Annotated in this window: 22 protein-coding genes, 1 tRNA gene and 6 rRNA genes; 28 read left to right on the forward strand and 1 reads right to left on the reverse strand. The window is 45.6% G+C overall.

The window, feature by feature from the left end:
- Position 1 precedes the first annotated feature (1 nt).
- From AC3CH3_RS01490 to AC3CH3_RS01555, 14 genes are all read left to right on the forward strand, one after another.
- Positions 2–274 carry a hypothetical protein gene (locus tag AC3CH3_RS01490; RefSeq protein ID WP_102265316.1) on the forward strand — a complete coding sequence of 91 codons (273 nt, stop codon included), beginning with the start codon at positions 2–4 and terminating at the stop codon, positions 272–274.
- Between the two features lie 13 nt (positions 275–287).
- Positions 288–440: a hypothetical protein gene (locus AC3CH3_RS01495; protein WP_016783619.1), complete on the forward strand. Its 153-nt coding sequence runs from the start codon at positions 288–290 to the stop codon at positions 438–440.
- On the forward strand, positions 437–658 hold the full coding sequence (locus AC3CH3_RS01500; protein ID WP_016783620.1) for a hypothetical protein: 222 nt from the start codon (positions 437–439) through the stop codon (positions 656–658). Before AC3CH3_RS01495 ends, AC3CH3_RS01500 begins: the two co-directional genes overlap by 4 nt.
- 5 nt (positions 659–663) lie before the next feature.
- Positions 664–1,065, forward strand: coding sequence for a hypothetical protein (locus tag AC3CH3_RS01505; RefSeq protein WP_017071467.1), 402 nt, complete (start codon positions 664–666; stop codon positions 1,063–1,065).
- The gene (locus AC3CH3_RS01510; protein WP_132982674.1) at positions 1,065–1,760 is read left to right on the forward strand and encodes a hypothetical protein; all 696 of its coding nucleotides are present in this window, start codon (positions 1,065–1,067) and stop codon (positions 1,758–1,760) included. Before AC3CH3_RS01505 ends, AC3CH3_RS01510 begins: the two co-directional genes overlap by 1 nt.
- Complete coding sequence (locus AC3CH3_RS01515) at positions 1,757–2,362, forward strand: hypothetical protein (protein ID WP_017071465.1); 606 nt, start codon at positions 1,757–1,759, stop codon at positions 2,360–2,362. The genes AC3CH3_RS01510 and AC3CH3_RS01515 overlap by 4 nt, the downstream gene beginning before the upstream one ends.
- On the forward strand, positions 2,359–2,631 hold the full coding sequence (locus AC3CH3_RS01520; RefSeq protein WP_488537582.1) for a hypothetical protein: 273 nt from the start codon (positions 2,359–2,361) through the stop codon (positions 2,629–2,631). Before AC3CH3_RS01515 ends, AC3CH3_RS01520 begins: the two co-directional genes overlap by 4 nt.
- Complete coding sequence (locus tag AC3CH3_RS01525; RefSeq protein ID WP_488537583.1) at positions 2,624–3,466, forward strand: phage tail protein; 843 nt, start codon at positions 2,624–2,626, stop codon at positions 3,464–3,466. Before AC3CH3_RS01520 ends, AC3CH3_RS01525 begins: the two co-directional genes overlap by 8 nt.
- A gap of 12 nt (positions 3,467–3,478) precedes the next feature.
- The gene (locus tag AC3CH3_RS01530; RefSeq protein WP_488537584.1) at positions 3,479–3,721 is read left to right on the forward strand and encodes a phage tail assembly chaperone; all 243 of its coding nucleotides are present in this window, start codon (positions 3,479–3,481) and stop codon (positions 3,719–3,721) included.
- A 17-nt stretch (positions 3,722–3,738) separates the two neighbouring features.
- Complete coding sequence (locus tag AC3CH3_RS01535) at positions 3,739–4,158, forward strand: virion protein (protein WP_016787872.1); 420 nt, start codon at positions 3,739–3,741, stop codon at positions 4,156–4,158.
- A 91-nt stretch (positions 4,159–4,249) separates the two neighbouring features.
- Positions 4,250–4,468: a hypothetical protein gene (locus AC3CH3_RS01540; protein WP_016783629.1), complete on the forward strand. Its 219-nt coding sequence runs from the start codon at positions 4,250–4,252 to the stop codon at positions 4,466–4,468.
- A 533-nt stretch (positions 4,469–5,001) separates the two neighbouring features.
- A complete protein-coding gene (locus AC3CH3_RS01545; RefSeq protein ID WP_488537585.1) occupies positions 5,002–5,211 on the forward strand; it encodes a hypothetical protein in 210 nt (69 codons plus the stop codon).
- A 46-nt stretch (positions 5,212–5,257) separates the two neighbouring features.
- Positions 5,258–6,445, forward strand: a complete 1,188-nt coding sequence (locus AC3CH3_RS01550; protein WP_488537586.1) for a reverse transcriptase family protein — start codon at positions 5,258–5,260, stop codon at positions 6,443–6,445.
- Positions 6,446–6,655 (forward strand): retron Se72 family effector protein, encoded by a 210-nt coding sequence (locus AC3CH3_RS01555; protein ID WP_488537587.1) that lies wholly within the window; start codon positions 6,446–6,448, stop codon positions 6,653–6,655.
- Here AC3CH3_RS01555 and AC3CH3_RS01560 read toward each other — a convergent pair.
- Positions 6,652–7,725 carry a site-specific integrase gene (locus AC3CH3_RS01560; protein ID WP_488537588.1) on the reverse strand — a complete coding sequence of 358 codons (1,074 nt, stop codon included), beginning with the start codon at positions 7,723–7,725 and terminating at the stop codon, positions 6,652–6,654. The genes AC3CH3_RS01555 and AC3CH3_RS01560 overlap by 4 nt on opposite strands.
- Positions 7,726–7,829: 104 nt before the next feature.
- On the opposite strand from AC3CH3_RS01560, the gene dusA reads away from it, so the two are divergent.
- The 14 genes from dusA (at position 7,830) to rrf (AC3CH3_RS01630) (ending at position 26,354) form a co-directional block, all read left to right on the forward strand.
- The gene (gene dusA / locus AC3CH3_RS01565; protein ID WP_016796670.1) at positions 7,830–8,834 is read left to right on the forward strand and encodes a tRNA dihydrouridine(20/20a) synthase DusA; all 1,005 of its coding nucleotides are present in this window, start codon (positions 7,830–7,832) and stop codon (positions 8,832–8,834) included.
- Between the two features lie 275 nt (positions 8,835–9,109).
- Complete coding sequence (gene pspG, locus AC3CH3_RS01570; protein ID WP_010434219.1) at positions 9,110–9,331, forward strand: envelope stress response protein PspG; 222 nt, start codon at positions 9,110–9,112, stop codon at positions 9,329–9,331.
- A gap of 135 nt (positions 9,332–9,466) precedes the next feature.
- Positions 9,467–10,138: a TIGR04219 family outer membrane beta-barrel protein gene (locus AC3CH3_RS01575; protein ID WP_010434222.1), complete on the forward strand. Its 672-nt coding sequence runs from the start codon at positions 9,467–9,469 to the stop codon at positions 10,136–10,138.
- A gap of 204 nt (positions 10,139–10,342) precedes the next feature.
- Positions 10,343–10,573: a hypothetical protein gene (locus AC3CH3_RS01580; RefSeq protein WP_004735813.1), complete on the forward strand. Its 231-nt coding sequence runs from the start codon at positions 10,343–10,345 to the stop codon at positions 10,571–10,573.
- A gap of 123 nt (positions 10,574–10,696) precedes the next feature.
- The gene (locus AC3CH3_RS01585; protein ID WP_016794666.1) at positions 10,697–12,562 is read left to right on the forward strand and encodes an assimilatory sulfite reductase (NADPH) flavoprotein subunit; all 1,866 of its coding nucleotides are present in this window, start codon (positions 10,697–10,699) and stop codon (positions 12,560–12,562) included.
- Positions 12,562–14,289, forward strand: a complete 1,728-nt coding sequence (gene cysI / locus AC3CH3_RS01590; RefSeq protein WP_171331084.1) for an assimilatory sulfite reductase (NADPH) hemoprotein subunit — start codon at positions 12,562–12,564, stop codon at positions 14,287–14,289. The genes AC3CH3_RS01585 and cysI overlap by 1 nt, the downstream gene beginning before the upstream one ends.
- Positions 14,282–15,058, forward strand: coding sequence for a phosphoadenylyl-sulfate reductase (locus AC3CH3_RS01595; protein WP_017073463.1), 777 nt, complete (start codon positions 14,282–14,284; stop codon positions 15,056–15,058). Before cysI ends, AC3CH3_RS01595 begins: the two co-directional genes overlap by 8 nt.
- A 676-nt stretch (positions 15,059–15,734) precedes the next feature.
- A 16S ribosomal RNA gene (locus AC3CH3_RS01600) occupies positions 15,735–17,289 on the forward strand.
- A gap of 356 nt (positions 17,290–17,645) precedes the next feature.
- A 23S ribosomal RNA gene (locus AC3CH3_RS01605) occupies positions 17,646–20,539 on the forward strand.
- A 110-nt stretch (positions 20,540–20,649) separates the two neighbouring features.
- Positions 20,650–20,765: ribosomal RNA gene (gene rrf / locus AC3CH3_RS01610) — 5S ribosomal RNA — on the forward strand.
- Between the two features lie 420 nt (positions 20,766–21,185).
- Positions 21,186–22,740 (forward strand): 16S ribosomal RNA (locus AC3CH3_RS01615).
- Positions 22,741–22,831: 91 nt separating this feature from the next.
- Positions 22,832–22,907: transfer RNA gene (locus tag AC3CH3_RS01620), tRNA-Glu, on the forward strand.
- A 339-nt stretch (positions 22,908–23,246) separates the two neighbouring features.
- Positions 23,247–26,140: ribosomal RNA gene (locus AC3CH3_RS01625) — 23S ribosomal RNA — on the forward strand.
- Between the two features lie 98 nt (positions 26,141–26,238).
- Positions 26,239–26,354 (forward strand): 5S ribosomal RNA (gene rrf, locus AC3CH3_RS01630).
- Together the 16S, 23S and 5S rRNA genes with 1 tRNA gene alongside form the textbook arrangement of a ribosomal RNA operon.
- Positions 26,355–26,704 lie beyond the last annotated feature (350 nt).

Raw genomic sequence — 26,704 nt, forward strand, 5'->3', positions numbered from 1 at the left:
ATTGGCTTTTTGGGATGACTTAACGGACTTCGGTTCTGGTCTGCTTGATGACGTTGGCGAGGGGATGGGCAACTTGATTGATGTCGCGACTAAAGACGACTCATCAAAAAATGCAGCCACAACGCAACAGCCACAACAAACAGTGAAAGATAACCACGGCAACGCGGTTACGGGTTCCTCTCAGCAGAGTAACGACAAAACCCTTTTGTATGTGGGCGGTGGTATTGGTGCTGCGGTGCTTTTACTTGGTCTTATCGTGGTTTTGAAAAACTAACAGGGGGAGAGTTATGCCATTAATTGTGGTTCTTCCTCTGTTAGCGGGTGGTCTTGGTTTTGGTGCGGGTTTTTGGTCTGGAAGTAGCGTCACCAAGCTATTAAAAATCGGTGCCATTGGTGGCGGTTGCTATGTGACTTATCGAGTCATTAAGGGGAACAAATGATACCAGGTATCGGTGGTGGCTTGAGTGCAGGCGGTTCTATGCCAATCAGTGCCGGAGGCGGCGCAGCTGGACCAAGTGAAGCAACGGGCACTAACTCAATTGGCGGGATTCGAAATGGAGCGATCAACTTTGGTGGTAGTGCGGGGCAAAAGCTCGCGCAAAACATACCGTTTGTGTTGTTAGCTGTCGGCATTGCGTGGGTGGCGTTTAAGAAATGAATTTTATGTTGATTAGACCCACTCGCGCAGATATTGCCGCTCAGTTTTCGCTAATTAAATCCGCGTTCAATGGGGTGTCACAAGCTAAGGCTGAATTTGATTTTTGCTGTGATGCGGTGAAAACCAAACGAGCCAGTTTTTATCACTTGAAAGGGGTAGGCGTTTCGGTTCGCTTTGTGGGCTTCGTCACCAGTGACAATGATTATTTGATTCTAGCAATGACAGGTAAGGGGCTAGTGAAAGCTGCGCCTTGCATCATTGAAGCGGTGAAATCTCAAGGGTATCGCTCAATCAAATATCACACGGTTCGCCGTGGCATGGTGCGAATACTTGAGCGTTTCGGTTTTTCGGTTTCGGGTAAGTCAGGCCGTGAGTCTGTTTTATCCCTTGTTTTGGAGAATGACTAATGGGCGGAGGTGGCAGCAGTTCAAGTAAGAACGTAACCAACACCACGAACACGAGCGGCACCAGTGCCATTAGTGGGGATAACCTTGGTGTCGTTCTCTCTGGCATAAATGGCAACGTTGGCAATATTTCTATGACTGATCACGGCTCAGTAAAAGCCGCGTCAGAAATAGCGAAACGGGCAATGGATAGCAATAGTGCCGCAATGGATAAAGCAGCGCGTTTAGGTTCGGATGCACTCCGCGCTAATGAACATGCGGTGGATGAGTCGTTTGATTTTGGTCGTGATGCGATCAAGTCAAACGAGAACGTCAGCAAAGAGGCTCTTAAACTAAACGGCCAAATTGCTTCTGATTCGATTAAGGCAAATAAAGACTCGTTGAAATCGGCACTGGATAACGGTCAGGAATCGTTATCTAAGGCGTTTGTCTTTGGTGAAAAAGCTTTAGAAAACAGCCGCCGAACGAGCGAAAAGGCGTTAGACAATATGCGCTCGAACAGCGTGGATACAACGTCAGCCATTAAGTCTATGGCAGCACAATCGGGAGAAAACGCCCGAGCTGCTTTAGTCATGGCCGAAAACACCGCATCACGCAGTCAAACGGGTAGCTCTGGTGATATTAGCAAGGTGGCTATTGCTGTCGCTGCTGCTTTTGCTATCGCAGGTGTTGCTTTTGCACTTAAGGGGGGCAAATGAAAGCGATAACTTTAGAACCTAGTGCAGTTAAGCGTTTTGGTGTCGGTTCGGCTCGTTGGTTGATTGTCCGTGAATCTCAGGAATATCTATACGTTCGAAGTGACAACGGCGAAAAAATCCGTGTTGATGCAGGCGATACGTTAGACGTTTCTAGCTTTAAAGAGCTTGAGGTTTCTAACCCGCACACTGCGCCTATCCGCGTTGTGTATCAGCTAACTAAGCAGGACTTAAAAACAACACCGCCTGCTCAAGTGAAATTTGCTGAATCTATGGCTATCAGTGAAGTGCGCTCGGTTGTCACGACCCGACAAGAGATTGCACAACGCTTTATTAGCCGTGACCACATTCTTATTCAGCCAAACAACAAAGTTCGTTTAGTTAATGCTTCGGTTACACGACTAGAAGCGATTATTCAGAACATAAGTGATGCAGAAGCCGAGGCGATGCTCGGTGATTCGCATGTTTCTGCTGTAGTGGGATTACCCGTTTTAGGTGATCGCACGGCACCTGCAGGAATCACACTGACGGGAGGCGGTGAACTGTGGGCGTATAACAACAGCAATACACCATTAAAACTGGCACTGATGGAGGTTCACCGATGAGCCACTTCATGCCACGTCGAGCGGTCGTGACATACGACCCGCTCACCGAACACTTAAAGAACCTAAAACCTGATCAGGTAGACGCGTTGGAAATGATGCGCGGCGTATACGGCAATCAGGTATCACTAAGCTCGGCGGTAGTCTCATTACAACGCCACGCTTTCAATTCAGATAATGACGTTCACGAACTAGCCGACAGTGTTGCAGCGAATACGTTGCCACGCCTGCAGAACGTAGCGGAAGAAATGGAGAAAGAACTCAATGAGTGATTTTACGGCAATCGGGCAACTGGTGACCGAAGCCCGAAACCTATTAGATAGCATCAAAGGCGGTGCTATCCGAAAAATGGAAACGGCGTTTGATGCGCTTAAGTCATCTATTGCGAGTGAATGGAATGGCATCAAAACCAAGATGAACAATGAAGCTATTGCGGCTATTGGTCGTGTAGATACACAAACCGTAATCAATGCGATGGGCTTTACCGCACTGAACTACAACGGCGACTTCATTGATACCAACGAATTATCAGCTAATGCGCATGGTCACAAGAATGTTTACCCGCTAGGAATGGGCGTTCGTGGTGGCCGAAACGATTGCTTCAAGGTCGAAGTCATTCCGGTCAAGTCAGGTGATGACCCTGTCATGCGTGATAGCGAAGCGAAAGCGCTTTTGGACTTCATGGGTATTGGTCGTGGAACTAAGCACTTTTCATCTCACTTTAACATTTTGAAGATGACGGTTTTAGACACTACGTTTCAAGATATGGAGCATTACGATTTCTATATCCCAAACCAACACATTAAGAACAGTCCGACAGCTACATTTTTGGCATACACAAAAATTCAAGGTACTTCATCAGTTCGTTGGTTAGGAACTGATACGGCAGGTGCTTGGAAACAAATAGTGGCTCATCGAACAAGTAGCAGTCCGGGTTCTTATACCCATGTTGATTTGAATTTTTCAAATGCCAGTGTCGGCGATGTTATTTACCTTGCTTTACCGACTATCTGTGTTGGGCATTTTCCAAAGTCCAAAAAACACGGGCTACTGTACAACCCAAAAACTGAGCTTATCCGAAAAGTTAACGCTCTACATAAAGCTTAAGGAGTTGAGATTATGACAATGTTAGTTGTAACCACCCGCGGCCTTGTTGCTGAAGAATGGGTTGAACATATTGAGAAGCGTGACCGCCTTATGGTTGATGCTGATCATCTCGTGAATACAGCTATGGATATGGAGTTAGATGTCACTCCATTTCGCCAGTATCGCCAAGCTTTACGCGATATCCCTCAAACCTACAGCAATCCGGAAAATGTGGTATGGCCTCAAAAACCATCATTGCCGCAAGCGTCTGCATAATTGGGGGGCTAGCCTACATGACATATAGAAAAACTCTGCCGCGCGGTGTGCGTAACAACAACCCGCTAAACATTCGTGAGTCCAAAGGTGATCGCACTCAGTGGGATGGTGAGCATCTACTCGACCTCGATAAAAGCTTCGAAGAGTTCAAACATCCTGTTTATGGCTTTCGAGCGGGGGCGCGTGTTCTCCGTAGTTACTCACGACAAGGCTTTCAAACCTTGAGCGAAATGATAAACCGCTTCGCTCCGTCAGTGGAGAACGACACCGAGCTATACATTAAACACGTTAGCGAGTGGACGGGCATCGGGCGTAATCAGGTTGTTGATGTGAACAACAACGAACAGCTAGCAAAGCTATTACATGCAATGAGTCGTAAAGAAGTCGGGAGTTATTACGGTTTAAGCATGGCGCGTGAAGGGGTCGCCATGGCATGACCAAAGAAGACTACAAGAAAATAGCTATTACCGTAGTAGGTGGCGTACTCGCCGCCTACACCATCAAGTATTTACGACAGAGCAAACTATTATGAAAAGCTTATTAGAGAAAATCGGAATCGACCTTGACCAACCATCTACAAAAAAGGGTTTAGCGTTACTTGGCGCGGGAGCGGCTTTGGTATCTGGTCACCCTGAACTTATCACCGCAAGCGTATCGGCAGACGGTGTTCAATTCGGTGGCATTATTGGCGCAAGTGCCCCAATAGTATTTGGCCTATGGGAAACCCTACGCAATGAGTTCAAGTAAATGGCAGAGTATCAAACGTTAATTGTTGCTGTCGTTAGTGCGTTATCTAGCGGGGTAGGAGTTGGCGTAACCCTTAAAACTGATGTTAAGTGGTTACGCTTGATGATGGAAAAGATGGATGAGCGTTTGACCCGATTAGAGGGGAGATCTATAAAATAGCAATTGCTTCTAATTCATTGGAGTTGGTTGTTTTTTCAAGGAAAGTATTTACAAGGGCAATATTTGATCATACCATTCGCTTTGTGGGTGTATTCGCCCATTTGCTTATGTTTTTATTGTGTAACAAGCAGGAAAACGACGCTCTCTTGAGCGAACTAGTACATCATTTGATGTGTTAGTTCTTGACCCGCCTCCTCGCACCCTGTCCGTTTATTAGGCCGCGCACGATTTCGTGCCCTATTAGATGCGATTTTGAGCGACGGTTGTCTGGCACTGATTAGAGAAGTCGGCTCAACGGTCATTACTAAGATTTCTGTAAACGTTTTTATTGGTCTGGCAGGCACTTTCGCCGAAAACTAATAGGAGCATATTTTATGTCTAAGTTAAATCTAGATATCCGTTACACAAATTCAAAAAAAGACACAGAACTCACAGTTGGAGTCAACTATGAATCTTCTGAAGCGCAAAATGACCAGAGCCCGAGGAATAAGATAGGACTAGTTTTAGACTATCTTCCCTTGGCTATTAACCTTATCTTGGGTTGTGTACCAATATTCTTGGATGCAGTATCTCAGGTGATCTAATAGCGGACTTCTCTTTTTCTAACCATCTATTTGGTGTTCTAATCTTATGGATAAGCCTCATTACCCTTGCCGACCTATCGGATCTGTTGACGTTCTCGCTAATACTCTTGGCGTTCATATACGAAAATTACGAAATATAGCAGCAAAAGTTGATAGTTCGTATACGTCATATGAACTCAAACCTCACCCTGTTACTAAAAAAGTTCGCACAGTGGTTGAGCCAAAGCATGAATTGAAGAAAATTCAAAAGAAAATTAACTCTCGAATTTTCTTACATGTAAATTTCCCTGAGTACCTTCAAGGTGGTATTAGAGCTACCAGTCAGAGTAAACGAGACTACATTGAAAATGCCTCTAGACACGGTCGTAGTCAGACGCTAATAAACTTAGATGTGAAGAATTTTTATCCAAATATTAAAACTGATGCTGTTAGAGATATTTTTAAGTATTTCTTTAAGTTCAGTGATGATGTTGTCGAGATTCTGACTACGCTCACCACTTATCGCGGAAGTGTACCTCAAGGTGGGTGTACCTCTAGCTACTTGGCTAACTTAGTTTTTTTCAATGATGAATATCGAATCGTGAGCTCTTTGCGGGGCAGGAAACTCAGATACACGAGGCTTCTTGATGATATTACCATTTCTTCAGTGACAACTATTGATAGTAAAACATCTGAAAAAATCATCAAAGATATTGCTGGGATGCTTCGCAAAAGGAAGTTATCTCTAAAGAGAGCTAAAACGAAAGTAACTGATCGTTCAGAAATGCATAAAGATTTTGAAGTTACGGGTCTATGTGTTCGAGCTAGTGAGCCTAAAGTGAGGAAGAAAGACCGAAGGTTTATTAGATTGTTAGTGTTCCAGTGTGAGTCACAAGCTAAAACAGATAGAACTAGCGATGACTACCATAAAAATTGGAATAAAACCTCAGGACTAGTTGCGAAGCTTAAGCGATTGAATCATTCTCAAGCTAAAGATTATCGTAAAAGATTGGCTGATATTCTTCCGTTATATGACGACTATCGAGAAAATAAAATTGTGAAGCGTGCATATGCTGCGCTAAAGGTTCCTGTAAGTTCGCATGAAAAAATCGGGACAATTCGTTCTTATAACAATCTTATTTATCAGTTGGGTATTTTGTCTAGGACAAATAAAAAAGTAGCTAAAAAGTTGAGTAAGTCTTTAAAAGATCATTACTCATCAGTGCCAACAATTGAAAACTTCTGGGAGCATTAAATGTCTAAAGAAACAGGTTATATTAATGCGTTTAATGACTTTAAAGGCTTTGGGTTTATCAGAAGAGAAAAAGGCAAAGACGTATACTTCTCTATTGATGATTTTGAAAATGAAGTTGAATTTGAGGCTGTTTCTGTAGGCCTTCAGGTCGCCTTTTTAGTAAAAAAAGAAGCTAAAGGCCCTAAAGCTTTCTGCATTGAATTTATCTAGTTAAGCTTTTTATCATGAAGGTTCTTAGGAAAAAGCTGAGTGTAAACTTGCCATAAAATATTCAAATTCCTATGACCTGTTACTTGGGCTACTTCTTCAATTGAGTAGCCCTTTTCAAACAAACGACTTGCTCCCTCTCTGCGTAAGTCGTGATACCTCAAATCTTCAATACCCAATTCATTTCTTACTCGCTGAAAGCCTGCGCTAACACTTCGTGAGTTGTACGGGAAAATAAGCTCACCTTTGCTTGATTGCTTTAGTGCGATCTCAAATGACTCGCCAAGCAACGGCACAATCATGTGGTTACCTTCTTTCTTCCTTGGGTCTTTTCTATCTCTAACCAGTATCGTCTTATGTTCTTGGTTGAGGTCTTCCCAACGCAGCTTGCAGACTTCACCAATTCGCATACAAGTGAGAATGCTGAACTCAAGAATGTCGGTGAAAGGTATTCGAGTTGTGCCGTTTGGTCGGAAAGATTCCCGTTGTTCTAATCCAAGCCTTAAAAGCTTCAGCTCTTCGGAAGTAGGGCGGCGTGTTCGTTTCTGACTCTTACCGACTAACCCCATATCAATAAGAACGGGTACGGCTTCATCAAATATTTGGTGATTGGTATCGATGTTGAAGACAGGCTTAGACTTTTTCATTACAGAACGTAGGTAAGCAATATCATGATAAATCGTTGCGGGTTTGGCTCCTGCGCCTTTTCTATTTTTACAGTGCTCGATTAAGTCGCTAGTTCGTAGCTGATTACTCTCAACTTGGGCGATGTCGCAATCCCTAAGCATTTTAATAACGTAGCGTTTTGTGCGGCCTGTATTGTCCCAGAGATCACGCTCAGCCATAAACAAATCGAGGAGTACTGAAAGGGGGACTGTTTTTGGCTGATTGAGTACCCCTTGAGCTTCTAGTTCAGCTACCCTTTTTTTACCGAAAGCTTTAGCGAGTGCTTTCTTTTTTAGAGTTTTGCTTTCCCTGTGTATAATGCGCGAATTCTTTTTAACGATGATTGTTACCTTGAACCTTGGTTCACCGCTTTTTAGCTTTCTGGTCTCGATGGTATAACTTGCCATTGTCCAACTCCTAAAGGGGTACTTGAGGGGTACTACAGGAAGTAATTCCGTTTAATTCTAGGTAATTCGCTGTATGTTTGTACAGTATTAATTGAGACTGAATCATGACAAACACTAATAAAACCAGTAAATACGCTAGTAACCGACTTTCTGTTGCACCCATGCTCGATTGGACTGACCGCCACTGTCGTTACTTTCACCGTTTGCTTTCTCAGCAGACTCTTCTGTACACGGAAATGGTAACAACAGGCGCGATCTTACATGGTAAGGGCGACTTTCTAGAATACAACGAGCAAGAACATCCTCTTGCACTTCAACTCGGCGGTTCAAACCCGGTTGATCTTGCTGCTTGTGCCAAACTTGCTGGTGAGCGTGGTTACGATGAAGTAAACCTAAATGTAGGTTGTCCTTCAGATCGAGTTCAGAATGGTCGCTTTGGTGCGTGCTTAATGGCTGAACCTGAGCTGGTGGCAGATTGTGTGTCTGCGATGAAAGAAGTCACTGATATTCCAATTACCGTGAAAACACGTATTGGTATCGACGACCAAGACTCTTATGAGTTTTTAACTAAGTTTGTTTCGACGGTTTCTGAAAAAGGCGGCTGTGAGCAATTTACTATTCATGCTCGTAAAGCATGGTTGAGTGGTCTTAGCCCGAAAGAGAACCGAGAGATTCCACCGCTAGATTACGATCGTGCATACCAAATCAAGAAAGACTTCTCTGATCTTGTGATTGCAGTGAATGGTGGCGTTACTACTCTGGAGCAAACTAAAGAGCACTTGCAACACCTTGATGGTGTGATGATCGGCCGTGAGGCTTACCATAGCCCGTTTATCTTGGCTGAAGTCGATCAGCAGATCTTTGGTTTAGACACGCCGATCAAGAAGCGCTCACAAGTGGTTGAAGAAATGTACCCGTACATTGAACGTGAGCTTTCAAATGGTGCAAGCTTAGGACACATCTCTCGTCATATGCTTGGTTTGTTCCAAAGTATGCCGGGCGCAAGACAATGGCGCCGCTACATCAGTGAAAACGCACATAAGAAAGGTGCAGGTATCGAAGTGATGCAGACAGCATTGGCTAAGATCCCTAAAGAGCTAAACGTATAACCTCCCTCGAGGTGAAAAGTTCGAGCTTAAAAGCCCAAGCTGAAAACCAAGCTTAAAAAGTAAAGGTTAAAAAGTTAAGCTTAAAAACCTAAGGCTAAATTCGCCACTAGAGGCTAAATTTGCCATTGATAGTTTCTTTAAAAGCCACGCATTTAGATGTGTGGCTTTTTATTTGTCTGATAAGTAAGGGTTTTATTGATTTCACTAACTTGGTATGGAAGCTGCAATGTTAGATAGTAGGAAAGATAGGTCATTAACTCATTAGGGAGACCATTATGTTTGAATTAATCTTTGTTCTTATTTTCGTCGCAACTCTACTTGTCACTGGTATCACGTTTATGACGGTATTGGCTGCAACCGGAATCGCGTTAGCCGTTATGTTGGTCTTAGGTATGATGGGGGTTGTGTTTAAGTTGCTGCCTTGGTTAATTGTGATTGCATTGGGTATCTGGTTTTTCAAAAACTTTGTACACAGTTCTAACCAAAGACGTTACTAAGGTCATGGTGTCGTCAAATCTTTGATCGTCATCGGTTTATCGTTTGAGAATTTAAGATGTGTGATAGAATTTTCCCCAATAATCTATGAATGTGCATACAATTAGCACAACGATATGGAATTGGAGCTATCTCAAATGAATAAAATGCCATTAATTGCTTTAGTGGGAATGCTATCTTTAAGTTCGGCAGTGTCTGCTGAAGAAGAGTTTTCTTACACGGCTAAAGTCGGTGCCGATATGTGGTGGGGAAGTACAAAGCTAAACGAAGTTAGACAGAGCGATGATTCTAATTCTCCTTCGTTGTATTTCGCATTTGAGCATAATGCCCCAATGCTACCAAACGCTAGTTTTCGCTACACCTCTGTTGATGCGGATTCATTGGCCTTCGATAAGTACGATTACACCTTCTATTACACATTGTTAGATCATAAGCTAATGAACTTTGACGCGGGTGTGACATTTACTCAGTACTCGAACTCTAACTATATTGAACCAAAAGCTACTGATGCAAAAACATCAACCTTTGATGAGTTTACTTGGAGTTTCTACGGCAACGCAGAGATCAATGTTCCTGATACCAATTTCGATATCATTGGTACGATGGAGTTCGGTGATAGCAGTGGCATCAAGAGTACTGACTTGATGGCGGGTGTTCAGTACCGAATTCCTGTATCAGAATCTGAGATTGCCTTGCGTGGTGGTTACCGTGTTATCGATCTAGACTCGGATGAGTTTTTTAGCTCTGAACTAGGCAAGAGCTTTGTTATGGTTGACGGTTGGTTCGCAGGCGCTGAAGTGCGTTTTTAGGCTACTAAAGCTAATTTTAAAGAGCATCTAAAACGAATTTTAGGAACGCCACTTTGTTAAGTGGCGTTTTTTATATCTATTGGTTATATATCTTTCTGGAATTAGTTAGCACATTCGTCACTTTCGACCATCCTTACTACAGAGTTCTAATTAGCGTCTATTCTTATAAGGTCTATGTTGTGAGGTCAAAGCAAGGGATGGTGTATGACACTCAATGAATTAAGAAATTTATATAGAGAAAACTTGTTAGTTGAAGCGATCATAGAGCCCTCAATTCAAGAAGGGTCTTGGGTTGTGGAGTTTCGCCATATGGGAGGTGGCTTTGTTCTGCTCACTGATGTCCATGGTGAAGAGTGCCATTATGCAGATTTAGATCTGGCTTCTAAGTCGGCAATGGCGGTTGGCTTTCAGCAAGTGCGGATTGAAAATCAGTAAGTCAATTTATGGTTCAATCGGTTTTTACTTCCAAAAAGTTATAAAACATACTTTTCTATTCTTTCTTGTTATTAAAAGTAGTGGTTAATCTATCGTCACGCAATGATTAGGGATGTCGTGACCATGTCTTTAAATAAGAAAGAGTCTTCACAAAATAATAATGCACAGTCTGGGGCTAATGAGCTACCTGGGCTAGCAGCACCACTTAATGACCAACAACTGGGTCATCTTCAACAATCGGTTTCTGAGTTATCTTCGCAACAACTGGCTTGGGTCAGTGGTTATCTTTGGGGTGTGAGTCAAGCTCAGCCTGTAGGTGCAGCCGCGCCAATCGCTCAAGCCGCCGCTGCAGTAGCCGCTAAACCTGCGGGTAAGTTAAGTATTATCTTCGCTTCTCAAACGGGTAATGCTAAAGGTGTTGCTGAATCGCTTGAGGCAGAAGCAAAGGCTTTAGGTATTGCTGTCGAGCTTTTTGACGCAAGTGACTATAAGGGCAAGAACTTAGCCAAAGAGACACACGTCATTTTCGTTGCTTCAACCAATGGCGAAGGCGAAGCCCCAGATAACGCTATTGAGTTACACGAGTTTCTACAATCGAAGAAAGCGCCGAAATTATCAAACCTACAATACGGTGTTATTGGTTTAGGTGATTCAAGTTATGAGTTCTTCTGCCAAACCGCGAAAGATTTCGATAACTTCTTAGCTAAGCTTGGTGCTAAATCGTTTGTTGATCGTCTTGATTGCGATGTTGATTACGAAGCATCGGCAACAGAGTGGCGTGCTAAAGCATTAGAGCAAGTAAAAGAGACACTATCGACAGGCACTGAAGCCGATGTCGTTCAGTTACCAGTTGGTCAAGTGGCCGCGGGTCATTCGCAATACACCAAACAAAACCCATACACAGCCACATTACTGACGAGTCAAAAGATCACGGGTCGCGACTCTGGTAAAGATGTTCGTCATATCGAGATTGATCTTGATGAGTCAGGTATTACTTATCAACCTGGTGATGCGTTAGGTGTATGGTTTGAAAACAGTTCAGAACTTGCCAATCAGATCCTTTCTAAGGTTGGGTTATCTGGTATCGAAAGTGTCGATGTAGATGGTCAAAACTTATCTCTCCATAGTGCTCTAGTGAGTAAATTCGAGATTACGTCATCAAACCCTCAATTTGTGACTAAGTTTGCCGAGTTATCTGGCAGCAAAAAGTTAATCAAGCTGGTGGAAGATAAAGACAAGCTTCGTGAATATGCGGGTAATACTCAAATTGTCGATGTTTTAGCTGAAAAGAAAACCAAGCTATCAGCTGATGAGCTAATCGGTCTTCTACGTAAGTTAACGCCACGTCTTTATTCTATTGCATCAAGTCAAGCTGAAGTAGATGAAGAAGTTCACTTGACGGTTGGTCTGGTTGAATACCAAAAAGGTGATGAATCTCGTTTAGGTGGAGCGTCAAGTTTCTTAGCTCAACGCCTAGAAGAAGGTGGTGAAGTTAAGGTGTTTGTAGAGAACAACAATAACTTCAAACTGCCACAAGACGACAATACACCAATCATCATGGTTGGTCCTGGCACTGGTATTGCTCCATTCCGTAGTTTCGTTCAAGAGCGTGAAAACAATGACGCTCAAGGTAAGAGCTGGCTGTTCTTTGGTGACCGAACCTTTACTCAAGATTTCTTATATCAAGTTGAATGGCAGAAGTACCTTAAGTCTGGTGCGCTAACCAAGCTTGATGTGGCATTTAGTCGTGACCAAAAAGAAAAGGTTTATGTTCAAGATCGATTAATTGAACAGGCAGAGCAGGTTTGGCAATGGCTTCAAGAAGGCGCGTACTTCTATGTATGTGGCGATGCGACTCGAATGGCAAAAGATGTCCATGAAGCGTTAGTTACGATAGCGGAAAAATATGGCAATCAGAGCCGCGAACAAGCTGAACAATATATTAATGATTTACGTAAAGCGAAACGTTACCAAAGGGATGTGTACTAATGAGCAAGCAAGTAATAGAGCAAGAAGTGCTAGGTCAAGTACTGGGACCTTTGGCTGACAACGAGCGTTTAAAGCGTGAAAGTAAAAATCTTCGCGGTACGATTGAACAAGATCTTCAAGATAGAATTACGGGTGGTTTTACTGCTGATAACTTTCAGTTGATTCGTTTCCACGGTATGTATCAACAAGACGACCGTGATATTCGTAATGAACGTACCAAGCAAAAGCTAGAACCTTTACATAACGTCATGCTGCGTGCGCGTATGCCTGGCGGGATCATCACTCCGAAGCAGTGGCTCGCGATTGATAAATTCGCAGATGAAAGTACCTCTTATGGTTCTATCCGTCTCACAACTCGTCAAACTTTCCAGTTCCATGGCGTGTTGAAGCCGAACATTAAGTTAATGCACCAAACACTAAACAGTATTGGTATTGATTCCATTGCGACGGCGGGTGACGTAAACCGAAATGTTTTGTGTACCACAAACCCGGTTGAGTCTGAGCTCCATCAAGAAGCTTATGAGTGGGCGAAAAAGATCAGTGAACATCTATTACCTAAGACTCGTGCTTATGCAGAAATCTGGTTAGATGGTGAAAAGCTAGCAACAACGGACGAAGAACCTATCTTAGGTAGCAACTACTTACCACGTAAGTTCAAGACGACGGTTGTAATTCCTCCGCAAAATGACGTAGATGTTCATGCTAACGATCTTAACTTCATCGCGATTGCTAAAGACGGAAAGCTGGTGGGCTTTAACGTATTAGTGGGCGGTGGTCTTGCAATGACGCATGGCGATACTTCTACTTATGCACGTAAAGCTGACGATTTTGGTTTTGTGGCATTAGATAAAACGTTAGATGTAGCAGCGGCGGTGGTAACGACTCAGCGTGATTGGGGTAACCGTTCGAACCGTAAGAACGCAAAAACCAAATACACACTAGACCGTGTTGGTATTGATGTATTTAAAGCAGAAGTAGAAAAACGTGCAGGCGTTGAGTTTTCTGAAAGCCGTCCTTATGAGTTTACTGGCCGTGGCGATCGTATTGGTTGGGCGGAAGGCATTGATGGTAAGCACCACTTAGCGTTATTCATCGAAAATGGTCGTTTGCTTGATTTCCCAGGGAAAGCGCTGAAAACAGGTGTTGCTGAAATAGCGAAGATCCACAAAGGTGACTTCCGCATGACAGCGAACCAAAACCTAATTGTTGCAGGTGTACCTAAGAGCCAAAAGGCAAAAATTGAAAAGCTGGCACGTCAATACGGTCTGATGGATGATGCCGTTTCCGAGCAGCGTAAAAACTCAATGGCCTGTGTGGCATTCCCAACATGTCCTTTAGCAATGGCAGAAGCTGAGCGTTTTCTTCCTGAGTTTGTAACGGATGTTGAAGACATTCTGAAGAAACATGGATTACCAGAAGAAGATAACATCATCCTTCGTATCACGGGTTGTCCAAACGGTTGTGGTCGTGCAATGTTGGCTGAGCTGGGGTTAGTCGGTAAGGCTCCGGGGCGTTACAACATGCATTTAGGTGGCAACAAAGCCGGAACTCGTATCCCGAAGATGTATAAAGAGAACATCACTTCAGCTCAGATCTTAGAAGAGATTGATTCGCTGGTGGGACGTTGGGCTACGGAACGTAACGACAATGAAGGGTTCGGTGATTTTACAATCCGAGCTGGCATCATCGAAGAGGTGATCATTTCAAAGAGGGATCTGCATGCATAATTCTGTCGCTTCAAAACTGAAGTTAGCAGAGCTACTCGCATTGACTAAGACGGAGCAAATACTTCGTCTTGGACAAATCAATGCTGAGTTAGAGCAGCTAACCGCATTAGAAAGAGTTAAGTGGGCACTAGAACATTTAGAAGGGACACATGTTGTGTCTTCTAGTTTCGGAATCCAAGCGGCGTTGATGCTGCACTTAGTGACTCAAGCAAAACCAGATATTCCGGTTATTCTTACGGACACTGGGTATCTATTCCCGGAAACGTATCAATTTATCGATGAGTTAAGTCAGAAGTTGACTTTAAACCTTCAAGTTTTTCGTTCTCAGCAGAGCCCTAATTGGCAAGAAGCGCAATATGGCAAACTTTGGGAGCAAGGTATAGAAGGGATAGAGAAGTACAACAAGCTTAATAAAGTTGAACCGATGAGAAGAGCGCTGGATGAGCTCGAGGCGGGCACTTGGTTTTCTGGGTTGAGAAGAGAGCAATCTCAATCGCGTGCAAACTTGCCTATCTTATCTATCCAAAATGGTGTGTTTAAGTTCTTGCCAGTAATTGATTGGACAAATAAAGATGTTCATTATTACTTAGAAGAGCATGGTCTCAGTTATCACCCACTTCGTGAGCAGGGGTACCTTTCTGTTGGAGATACTCATACTACTAAGAAATGGGAACCGGGTATGACTGAAGAAGAAACCCGTTTTAATGGTCTAAAACGAGAATGTGGTCTCCATGAAGACGATGGAGAGCAATATGGCTCTGGGATTTAGACTCATTGCCATTTAAAAAGCTGCCATAAGGCAGCTTTTTTGTTTTCTAGGGTGAAAATTAGAGCAATTGTGGATAAGTCTGTGGTTATTCTGTAGGTACTTTGTAGTTAAACTTGCACAAATAAGGCTTTGAGTGTTTATTCGTCATCTAACCGTTATTTTTACATTTTTCTTTAATAAACACTTGCCAATGTGAGGAACATCTCTATAATGCCGCCTCACTGACACGGTAGACGCCACAAGGCTTCAGCGAAGAATGTTAGTAAGGCAACTAGCTTTAAGCGATTATTCGCTTCTACTTTTTAAAAGTAGAAATTAATTTTCAAAAGTGTTTGACACTGAGAATTAAAACGCTAGAATGGCCGCCTCTTCCGAAGTGATGCAAGTCACAACGAAGAGAAGCTCTTTAACAATTTAAACCTATCAATCTGTGTGGGCACTCGTTGATGAATATCAAAACGTTTTATCTTCCCTTTTAATTAAGAGAAGTAAAACAGATTCCTCGGAATCAACTTTGGTTTCAATGAACTGAGTGACCAATACGAATAACTACTTTCTCTTGTAGAAAGAAAGTATTTGGCACAGTCAATTCATTATCTTTCTGTTGGAAAGATAATAGCTTTAGAATTACTTTTTGTAGTTTTGAAGTCAGTATTCATTGAGCCGACAAAATCTTAAATTGAAGAGTTTGATCATGGCTCAGATTGAACGCTGGCGGCAGGCCTAACACATGCAAGTCGAGCGGAAACGACACTAACAATCCTTCGGGTGCGTTAATGGGCGTCGAGCGGCGGACGGGTGAGTAATGCCTAGGAAATTGCCTTGATGTGGGGGATAACCATTGGAAACGATGGCTAATACCGCATAATGCCTACGGGCCAAAGAGGGGGACCTTCGGGCCTCTCGCGTCAAGATATGCCTAGGTGGGATTAGCTAGTTGGTGAGGTAATGGCTCACCAAGGCGACGATCCCTAGCTGGTCTGAGAGGATGATCAGCCACACTGGAACTGAGACACGGTCCAGACTCCTACGGGAGGCAGCAGTGGGGAATATTGCACAATGGGCGAAAGCCTGATGCAGCCATGCCGCGTGTATGAAGAAGGCCTTCGGGTTGTAAAGTACTTTCAGTTGTGAGGAAGGGTGTGTAGTTAATAGCTGCGCATCTTGACGTTAGCAACAGAAGAAGCACCGGCTAACTCCGTGCCAGCAGCCGCGGTAATACGGAGGGTGCGAGCGTTAATCGGAATTACTGGGCGTAAAGCGCATGCAGGTGGTTCATTAAGTCAGATGTGAAAGCCCGGGGCTCAACCTCGGAACTGCATTTGAAACTGGTGAACTAGAGTGCTGTAGAGGGGGGTAGAATTTCAGGTGTAGCGGTGAAATGCGTAGAGATCTGAAGGAATACCAGTGGCGAAGGCGGCCCCCTGGACAGACACTGACACTCAGATGCGAAAGCGTGGGGAGCAAACAGGATTAGATACCCTGGTAGTCCACGCCGTAAACGATGTCTACTTGGAGGTTGTGGCCTTGAGCCGTGGCTTTCGGAGCTAACGCGTTAAGTAGACCGCCTGGGGAGTACGGTCGCAAGATTAAAACTCAAATGAATTGACGGGGGCCCGCACAAGCGGTGGAGCATGTGGTTTAATTCGATGCAACGCGAAGAACCTTACCTACTCTTGACATCCAGAGAAGCCAGCGGAGACGCAGGTGTGCCTTCGGGAGCTCTGAGACAGGTGCTGCATGGCTGTCGTCAGCTCGTGTTGTGAAATGTTGGGTTAAGTCCCGCAACGAGCGCAACCCTTATCCTTGTTTGCCAGCGAGTAATGTCGGGAACTCCAGGGAGACTGCCGGTGATAAACCGGAGGAAGGTGGGGACGACGTCAAGTCATCATGGCCCTTACGAGTAGGGCTACACACGTGCTACAATGGCGCATACAGAGGGCAGCAAGCTAGCGATAGTGAGCGAATCCCAAAAAGTGCGTCGTAGTCCGGATTGGAGTCTGCAACTCGACTCCATGAAGTCGGAATCGCTAGTAATCGTGAATCAGAATGTCACGGTGAATACGTTCCCGGGCCTTGTACACACCGCCCGTCACACCATGGGAGTGGGCTGCAAAAGAAGTGGGTAGTTTAACCTTTCGGGGAGGACGCTCACCACTTTGTGGTTCATGACTGGGGTGAAGTCGTAACAAGGTAGCCCTAGGGGAACCTGGGGCTGGATCACCTCCTTATACGAAGATAGTCACGATGAGTGTCCACACAGATTGATGGTTTAGATTTAGTTAAAGCCAGAGCTTTAATTAATAACGTAAGTTATTGATTAAAGCTTTTTGCTTTATGCTCTTTAACAATTTGGAAAGCTGACTGATTGATTTACTTACGAGTAATTCAATCAAATTTAAAAGTTCTCAATGTTTATCTTTCATTAGATAAACACAACAAACACATTCAAGTGTCTTGTATTCGAATCAAACTAAAGTTTGATTCACAATTGAGTCCGGCAAACAGTTATCAAGAATTAACCCTTCTTGATGACAACCAAAAACCTTGGTTAGTTGCCATACGCTAAGACCCTTTCGGGTTGTATGGTTAAGTGACTAAGCGTACACGGTGGATGCCTTGGCAGTCAGAGGCGATGAAAGGCGTAATAACTTGCGATAAGCCCAGATTAGGTAGTAATAACCTTTTGAGTCTGGGATTCCTGAATGGGGAAACCCACTTACATAAGTAAGTATCCTGTTGTGAATACATAGCAACAGGAGGCAAACCGGGGGAACTGAAACATCTAAGTACCCCGAGGAAGAGAAATCAACCGAGATTCCGAAAGTAGCGGCGAGCGAAATTGGATTAGCCCTTAAGCTTTTAATGATGCAGGTGAAGAGTCTGGAAAGTCTCGCAATAAAGGGTGATAGCCCCGTAACCGACACATCATAATCAGTGAAAACGAGTAGGGCGGGACACGTGATATCCTGTCTGAATATGGGGGGACCATCCTCCAAGGCTAAATACTACTGACTGACCGATAGTGAACCAGTACCGTGAGGGAAAGGCGAAAAGAACCCCTGTGAGGGGAGTGAAATAGAACCTGAAACCGTGTACGTACAAGCAGTAGGAGCACCTTCGTGGTGTGACTGCGTACCTTTTGTATAATGGGTCAGCGACTTAATTTTAGTAGCAAGGTTAACCGTTTAGGGGAGCCGTAGGGAAACCGAGTCTTAACTGGGCGTACAGTTGCTAGGATTAGACCCGAAACCAGGTGATCTAGCCATGGGCAGGTTGAAGGTTGAGTAACATCAACTGGAGGACCGAACCGACTAATGTTGAAAAATTAGCGGATGACTTGTGGCTAGGGGTGAAAGGCCAATCAAACCTGGAGATAGCTGGTTCTCCCCGAAAGCTATTTAGGTAGCGCCTCGGACGAATACTACTGGGGGTAGAGCACTGTTAAGGCTAGGGGGTCATCCCGACTTACCAACCCTTTGCAAACTCCGAATACCAGTAAGTACTATCCGGGAGACACACGGCGGGTGCTAACGTCCGTCGTGGAGAGGGAAACAACCCAGACCGCCAGCTAAGGTCCCAAAGTATAGCTAAGTGGGAAACGATGTGGGAAGGCTCAGACAGCCAGGATGTTGGCTTAGAAGCAGCCATCATTTAAAGAAAGCGTAATAGCTCACTGGTCGAGTCGGCCTGCGCGGAAGATGTAACGGGGCTAAGCTATACACCGAAGCTGCGGCTACGTACCTTAGGGTATGTGGGGTAGGGGAGCGTTCTGTAAGCCGTTGAAGGTGGTCTGTAAGGGCTGCTGGAGGTATCAGAAGTGCGAATGCTGACATGAGTAACGATAAAGGGAGTGAAAAACTCCCTCGCCGGAAGACCAAGGGTTCCTGTCCAACGTTAATCGGGGCAGGGTAAGTCGACTCCTAAGGCGAGGCCGAAAGGCGTAGTCGATGGGAAACGGGTTAATATTCCCGTACTTCTTACAATTGCGATGGGGGGACGGAGAAGGCTAGGTGGGCCTGGCGACGGTTGTCCAGGTTCAAGTATGTAGGCGGGTGGTTTAGGTAAATCCGGACCACTACTAACGCTGAGATACGATGTCGAGCTACTACGGTAGTGAAGTCATTGATGCCATGCTTCCAGGAAAAGCCTCTAAGCTTCAGATTGTAAGGAATCGTACCCCAAACCGACACAGGTGGTCGGGTAGAGAATACCAAGGCGCTTGAGAGAACTCGGGTGAAGGAACTAGGCAAAATGGTACCGTAACTTCGGGAGAAGGTACGCTCTTATCAGTGAAGTCCCTTGCGGATGGAGCAGACGAGAGTCGCAGATACCAGGTGGCTGCAACTGTTTATTAAAAACACAGCACTGTGCAAAATCGTAAGATGACGTATACGGTGTGACGCCTGCCCGGTGCCGGAAGGTTAATTGATGGGGTTAGTCTTCGGACGAAGCTCTTGATCGAAGCCCCGGTAAACGGCGGCCGTAACTATAACGGTCCTAAGGTAGCGAAATTCCTTGTCGGGTAAGTTCCGACCTGCACGAATGGCGTAATGATGGCCACGCTGTCTCCACCCGAGACTCAGTGAAATTGAAATCGCTGTGAAGATGCAGTGTACCCGCGGCTAGACGGAAAGACCCCGTGAACCTTTACTACAGCTTGGCACTGAACATTGAACCTACATGTGTAGGATAGGTGGGAGACTATGAAATTGCGTCGCTAGATGTGATGGAGTCGTCCTTGAAATACCACCCTTGTAGTTTTGATGTTCTAACGTTGGTCCCTGAATCGGGATTACGGACAGTGCCTGGTGGGTAGTTTGACTGGGGCGGTCTCCTCCCAAAGAGTAACGGAGGAGCACGAAGGTGGGCTAAACACGGTTGGACATCGTGTGGTTAGTGCAATGGCATAAGCCCGCTTGACTGCGAGAATGACAATTCGAGCAGGTGCGAAAGCAGGTCATAGTGATCCGGTGGTTCTGAATGGAAGGGCCATCGCTCAACGGATAAAAGGTACTCCGGGGATAACAGGCTGATACCGCCCAAGAGTTCATATCGACGGCGGTGTTTGGCACCTCGATGTCGGCTCATCACATCCTGGGGCTGAAGTCGGTCCCAAGGGTATGGCTGTTCGCCATTTAAAGTGGTACGCGAGCTGGGTTTAGAACGTCGTGAGACAGTTCGGTCCCTATCTGCCGTGGGCGTTGGAAAATTGAAAGGGGCTGCTCCTAGTACGAGAGGACCGGAGTGGACGAACCTCTGGTGTTCGGGTTGTCATGCCAATGGCATTGCCCGGTAGCTAAGTTCGGAATCGATAACCGCTGAAAGCATCTAAGCGGGAAGCGAGCCTTGAGATGAGTTTTCCCTGGCGCTATAAGCGTCCTAAAGGGTTGTCGTAGACTACGACGTTGATAGGCAGGGTGTGTAAGTGCTGCGAGGCATTGAGCTAACCTGTACTAATTGCCCGTGAGGCTTAACCATACAACACCCAAGGGGTTTTGTGGACTCAAAGACAGACCTTGAATGAGTTTGAAGAGAAACTTTTAAAGCTCTATTAAATAGAGAAGCAGCTTTCCGAATTTTAAAATTTGCTTGGCGACCATAGCATTGTGGACCCACCTGATTCCATGCCGAACTCAGAAGTGAAACACAATAGCGCCGATGGTAGTGTGGGGTTTCCCCATGTGAGAGTAGGACATCGCCAGGCTTTAATTTCGACGTTGTCTAGTTTCTAGACAAGTCACCATAGAGTTCTAAGTTTCTTAGAGTTTTATGTTGACTTTCAAAGTGGAAAGCGTATTATACGCGTCCTGCTTGAGTGCTAAGGCACTGAAAGCGTTCTCTTTTTAGAGAACACGCTCTTTAACAATTTAAACCTATCAATCTGTGTGGGCACTCGTTGATGAATATCAAAACGTTTTATCTTCCCTTTTTATTAAGAGAAGTAAAACAGTTACTTCGGTAACACAATGATTTCAATGAACTGAGTGACCAATACGAATAATTACTTTCTATATAGAGGGGGGTTATTTGGCACAGTCAATTCATTACCATTCTGTTGGAATGGTAATAGCTTTAAAATTACATAGTAGTTTTGAAGTCAGTATTCGTTGAGTCACAAAATCTTAAATTGAAGAGTTTGATCATGGCTCAGATTGAACGCTGGCGGCAGGCCTAACACATGCAAGTCGAGCGGAAACGACACTAACAATCCTTCGGGTGCGTTAATGGGCGTCGAGCGGCGGACGGGTGAGTAATGCCTAGGAAATTGCCTTGATGTGGGGGATAACCATTGGAAACGATGGCTAATACCGCATAATGCCTACGGGCCAAAGAGGGGGACCTTCGGGCCTCTCGCGTCAAGATATGCCTAGGTGGGATTAGCTAGTTGGTGAGGTAATGGCTCACCAAGGCGACGATCCCTAGCTGGTCTGAGAGGATGATCAGCCACACTGGAACTGAGACACGGTCCAGACTCCTACGGGAGGCAGCAGTGGGGAATATTGCACAATGGGCGAAAGCCTGATGCAGCCATGCCGCGTGTATGAAGAAGGCCTTCGGGTTGTAAAGTACTTTCAGTTGTGAGGAAGGGTGTGTAGTTAATAGCTGCGCATCTTGACGTTAGCAACAGAAGAAGCACCGGCTAACTCCGTGCCAGCAGCCGCGGTAATACGGAGGGTGCGAGCGTTAATCGGAATTACTGGGCGTAAAGCGCATGCAGGTGGTTCATTAAGTCAGATGTGAAAGCCCGGGGCTCAACCTCGGAACTGCATTTGAAACTGGTGAACTAGAGTGCTGTAGAGGGGGGTAGAATTTCAGGTGTAGCGGTGAAATGCGTAGAGATCTGAAGGAATACCAGTGGCGAAGGCGGCCCCCTGGACAGACACTGACACTCAGATGCGAAAGCGTGGGGAGCAAACAGGATTAGATACCCTGGTAGTCCACGCCGTAAACGATGTCTACTTGGAGGTTGTGGCCTTGAGCCGTGGCTTTCGGAGCTAACGCGTTAAGTAGACCGCCTGGGGAGTACGGTCGCAAGATTAAAACTCAAATGAATTGACGGGGGCCCGCACAAGCGGTGGAGCATGTGGTTTAATTCGATGCAACGCGAAGAACCTTACCTACTCTTGACATCCAGAGAAGCCAGCGGAGACGCAGGTGTGCCTTCGGGAACTCTGAGACAGGTGCTGCATGGCTGTCGTCAGCTCGTGTTGTGAAATGTTGGGTTAAGTCCCGCAACGAGCGCAACCCTTATCCTTGTTTGCCAGCGAGTAATGTCGGGAACTCCAGGGAGACTGCCGGTGATAAACCGGAGGAAGGTGGGGACGACGTCAAGTCATCATGGCCCTTACGAGTAGGGCTACACACGTGCTACAATGGCGCATACAGAGGGCAGCAAGCTAGCGATAGTGAGCGAATCCCAAAAAGTGCGTCGTAGTCCGGATTGGAGTCTGCAACTCGACTCCATGAAGTCGGAATCGCTAGTAATCGTGAATCAGAATGTCACGGTGAATACGTTCCCGGGCCTTGTACACACCGCCCGTCACACCATGGGAGTGGGCTGCAAAAGAAGTGGGTAGTTTAACCTTTCGGGGAGGACGCTCACCACTTTGTGGTTCATGACTGGGGTGAAGTCGTAACAAGGTAGCCCTAGGGGAACCTGGGGCTGGATCACCTCCTTATACGAAGATACTTACGATGAGTGTCCACACAGATTGATTAGGTTTAGAAAAGTAAAGAGACGAAGAACTCCCAAGTTCTTCAATATCCAGTGTCCCGTTCGTCTAGAGGCCTAGGACACCGCCCTTTCACGGCGGTAACAGGGGTTCGACTCCCCTACGGGATACCATCTTTAAGTATTCTCTTCTATCAGAGTATTTAAAAATGGTTCATTAGTTTGAATCAAGCTCTTTAACAATTTGGAAAGCTGACTGATTGATTACTTACGAGTAATTCAATCAAATTTAAAAGTTCTCAATGTTTATCTTTCATTAGATAAACACAACAAACACATTCAAGTGTCTTGTATTCGAATCAAACTAAAGTTTGATTCACAATTGAGTCCGGCAAACAGTTATCAAGAATTAACCCTTCTTGATGACAACCAAAAACCTTGGTTGCTTTTTGTCTTCACTTTTTAAAAGTGAAAGCAAATTTGTATCATACACAAGACCCTTTCGGGTTGTATGGTTAAGTGACTAAGCGTACACGGTGGATGCCTTGGCAGTCAGAGGCGATGAAAGGCGTAATAACTTGCGATAAGCCCAGATTAGGTAGTAATAACCTTTTGAGTCTGGGATTCCTGAATGGGGAAACCCACTTACATAAGTAAGTATCCTGTTGTGAATACATAGCAACAGGAGGCAAACCGGGGGAACTGAAACATCTAAGTACCCCGAGGAAGAGAAATCAACCGAGATTCCGAAAGTAGCGGCGAGCGAAATTGGATTAGCCCTTAAGCTTTTAATGAGACAGACGAAGGCTCTGGAAAGTGCCGCAGTAAAGGGTGATAGCCCCGTAGTCGACATCTCATAATCAGTGAAAACGAGTAGGGCGGGACACGTGATATCCTGTCTGAATATGGGGGGACCATCCTCCAAGGCTAAATACTACTGACTGACCGATAGTGAACCAGTACCGTGAGGGAAAGGCGAAAAGAACCCCTGTGAGGGGAGTGAAATAGAACCTGAAACCGTGTACGTACAAGCAGTAGGAGCACCTTCGTGGTGTGACTGCGTACCTTTTGTATAATGGGTCAGCGACTTAATTTTAGTAGCAAGGTTAACCGTTTAGGGGAGCCGTAGGGAAACCGAGTCTTAACTGGGCGTACAGTTGCTAGGATTAGACCCGAAACCAGGTGATCTAGCCATGGGCAGGTTGAAGGTTGAGTAACATCAACTGGAGGACCGAACCGACTAATGTTGAAAAATTAGCGGATGACTTGTGGCTAGGGGTGAAAGGCCAATCAAACCTGGAGATAGCTGGTTCTCCCCGAAAGCTATTTAGGTAGCGCCTCGGACGAATACTACTGGGGGTAGAGCACTGTTAAGGCTAGGGGGTCATCCCGACTTACCAACCCTTTGCAAACTCCGAATACCAGTAAGTACTATCCGGGAGACACACGGCGGGTGCTAACGTCCGTCGTGGAGAGGGAAACAACCCAGACCGCCAGCTAAGGTCCCAAAGTATAGCTAAGTGGGAAACGATGTGGGAAGGCTCAGACAGCCAGGATGTTGGCTTAGAAGCAGCCATCATTTAAAGAAAGCGTAATAGCTCACTGGTCGAGTCGGCCTGCGCGGAAGATGTAACGGGGCTAAGCTATACACCGAAGCTGCGGCTACGTACCTTAGGGTATGTGGGGTAGGGGAGCGTTCTGTAAGCCGTTGAAGGTGGTCTGTAAGGGCTGCTGGAGGTATCAGAAGTGCGAATGCTGACATGAGTAACGATAAAGGGAGTGAAAAACTCCCTCGCCGGAAGACCAAGGGTTCCTGTCCAACGTTAATCGGGGCAGGGTAAGTCGACTCCTAAGGCGAGGCCGAAAGGCGTAGTCGATGGGAAACGGGTTAATATTCCCGTACTTCTTACAATTGCGATGGGGGGACGGAGAAGGCTAGGTGGGCCTGGCGACGGTTGTCCAGGTTCAAGTATGTAGGCGGGTGGTTTAGGTAAATCCGGACCACTACTAACGCTGAGATACGATGTCGAGCTACTACGGTAGTGAAGTCATTGATGCCATGCTTCCAGGAAAAGCCTCTAAGCTTCAGATTGTAAGGAATCGTACCCCAAACCGACACAGGTGGTCGGGTAGAGAATACCAAGGCGCTTGAGAGAACTCGGGTGAAGGAACTAGGCAAAATGGTACCGTAACTTCGGGAGAAGGTACGCTCTTATCAGTGAAGTCCCTTGCGGATGGAGCAGACGAGAGTCGCAGATACCAGGTGGCTGCAACTGTTTATTAAAAACACAGCACTGTGCAAAATCGTAAGATGACGTATACGGTGTGACGCCTGCCCGGTGCCGGAAGGTTAATTGATGGGGTTAGTCTTCGGACGAAGCTCTTGATCGAAGCCCCGGTAAACGGCGGCCGTAACTATAACGGTCCTAAGGTAGCGAAATTCCTTGTCGGGTAAGTTCCGACCTGCACGAATGGCGTAATGATGGCCACGCTGTCTCCACCCGAGACTCAGTGAAATTGAAATCGCTGTGAAGATGCAGTGTACCCGCGGCTAGACGGAAAGACCCCGTGAACCTTTACTACAGCTTGGCACTGAACATTGAACCTACATGTGTAGGATAGGTGGGAGACTATGAAATTGCGTCGCTAGATGTGATGGAGTCGTCCTTGAAATACCACCCTTGTAGTTTTGATGTTCTAACGTTGGTCCCTGAATCGGGATTACGGACAGTGCCTGGTGGGTAGTTTGACTGGGGCGGTCTCCTCCCAAAGAGTAACGGAGGAGCACGAAGGTGGGCTAAACACGGTTGGACATCGTGTGGTTAGTGCAATGGCATAAGCCCGCTTGACTGCGAGAATGACAATTCGAGCAGGTGCGAAAGCAGGTCATAGTGATCCGGTGGTTCTGAATGGAAGGGCCATCGCTCAACGGATAAAAGGTACTCCGGGGATAACAGGCTGATACCGCCCAAGAGTTCATATCGACGGCGGTGTTTGGCACCTCGATGTCGGCTCATCACATCCTGGGGCTGAAGTCGGTCCCAAGGGTATGGCTGTTCGCCATTTAAAGTGGTACGCGAGCTGGGTTTAGAACGTCGTGAGACAGTTCGGTCCCTATCTGCCGTGGGCGTTGGAAAATTGAAAGGGGCTGCTCCTAGTACGAGAGGACCGGAGTGGACGAACCTCTGGTGTTCGGGTTGTCATGCCAATGGCATTGCCCGGTAGCTAAGTTCGGAATCGATAACCGCTGAAAGCATCTAAGCGGGAAGCGAGCCTTGAGATGAGTTTTCCCTGGCACTATAAGTGTCCTAAAGGGTTGTCGTAGACTACGACGTTGATAGGCAGGGTGTGTAAGTGCTGCGAGGCATTGAGCTAACCTGTACTAATTGCCCGTGAGGCTTAACCATACAACACCCAAGGGGTTTTGTGGACTCAGAAGTACCAGACCTTGAATGCGTTTGAAGAGAAATAACTTTTAGATAAGCTTTCCGAATTTTAAAATTTGCTTGGCGACCATAGCATTGTGGACCCACCTGATTCCATGCCGAACTCAGAAGTGAAACACAATAGCGCCGATGGTAGTGTGGGGCTTCCCCATGTGAGAGTAGGACATCGCCAGGCTTTAATTTCGACTTTGTCTAGTTTCTAGACAAGTCACCATAGAGTTCTAAGTTTCTTAGAGTTTTATGTTGACTTTCAAAGTGGAAAGCGTATTATACGCGTCCTGCTTACGTGCTAAGGCACTGAAAGCAAAGCTCTTTAACAATTTAAACCTATCAATCTGTGTGGGCACTCGTTGATGAATATCAAAACGTTATTACTTAGGTAATGACAGTTACTTCGGTAACAAACTTGATTTCAATGAACTGAGTGACCAATACAAAATTAAGTTTACTTAATTTTGGCACAGTCAATTCATTACCATTCTGTTGGAATGGTAATAGCTTTAAAATTACATAGTAGTTTTGAAG

It is taken from the genome of Vibrio sp. QJM3NY_35, from assembly GCF_057785915.1.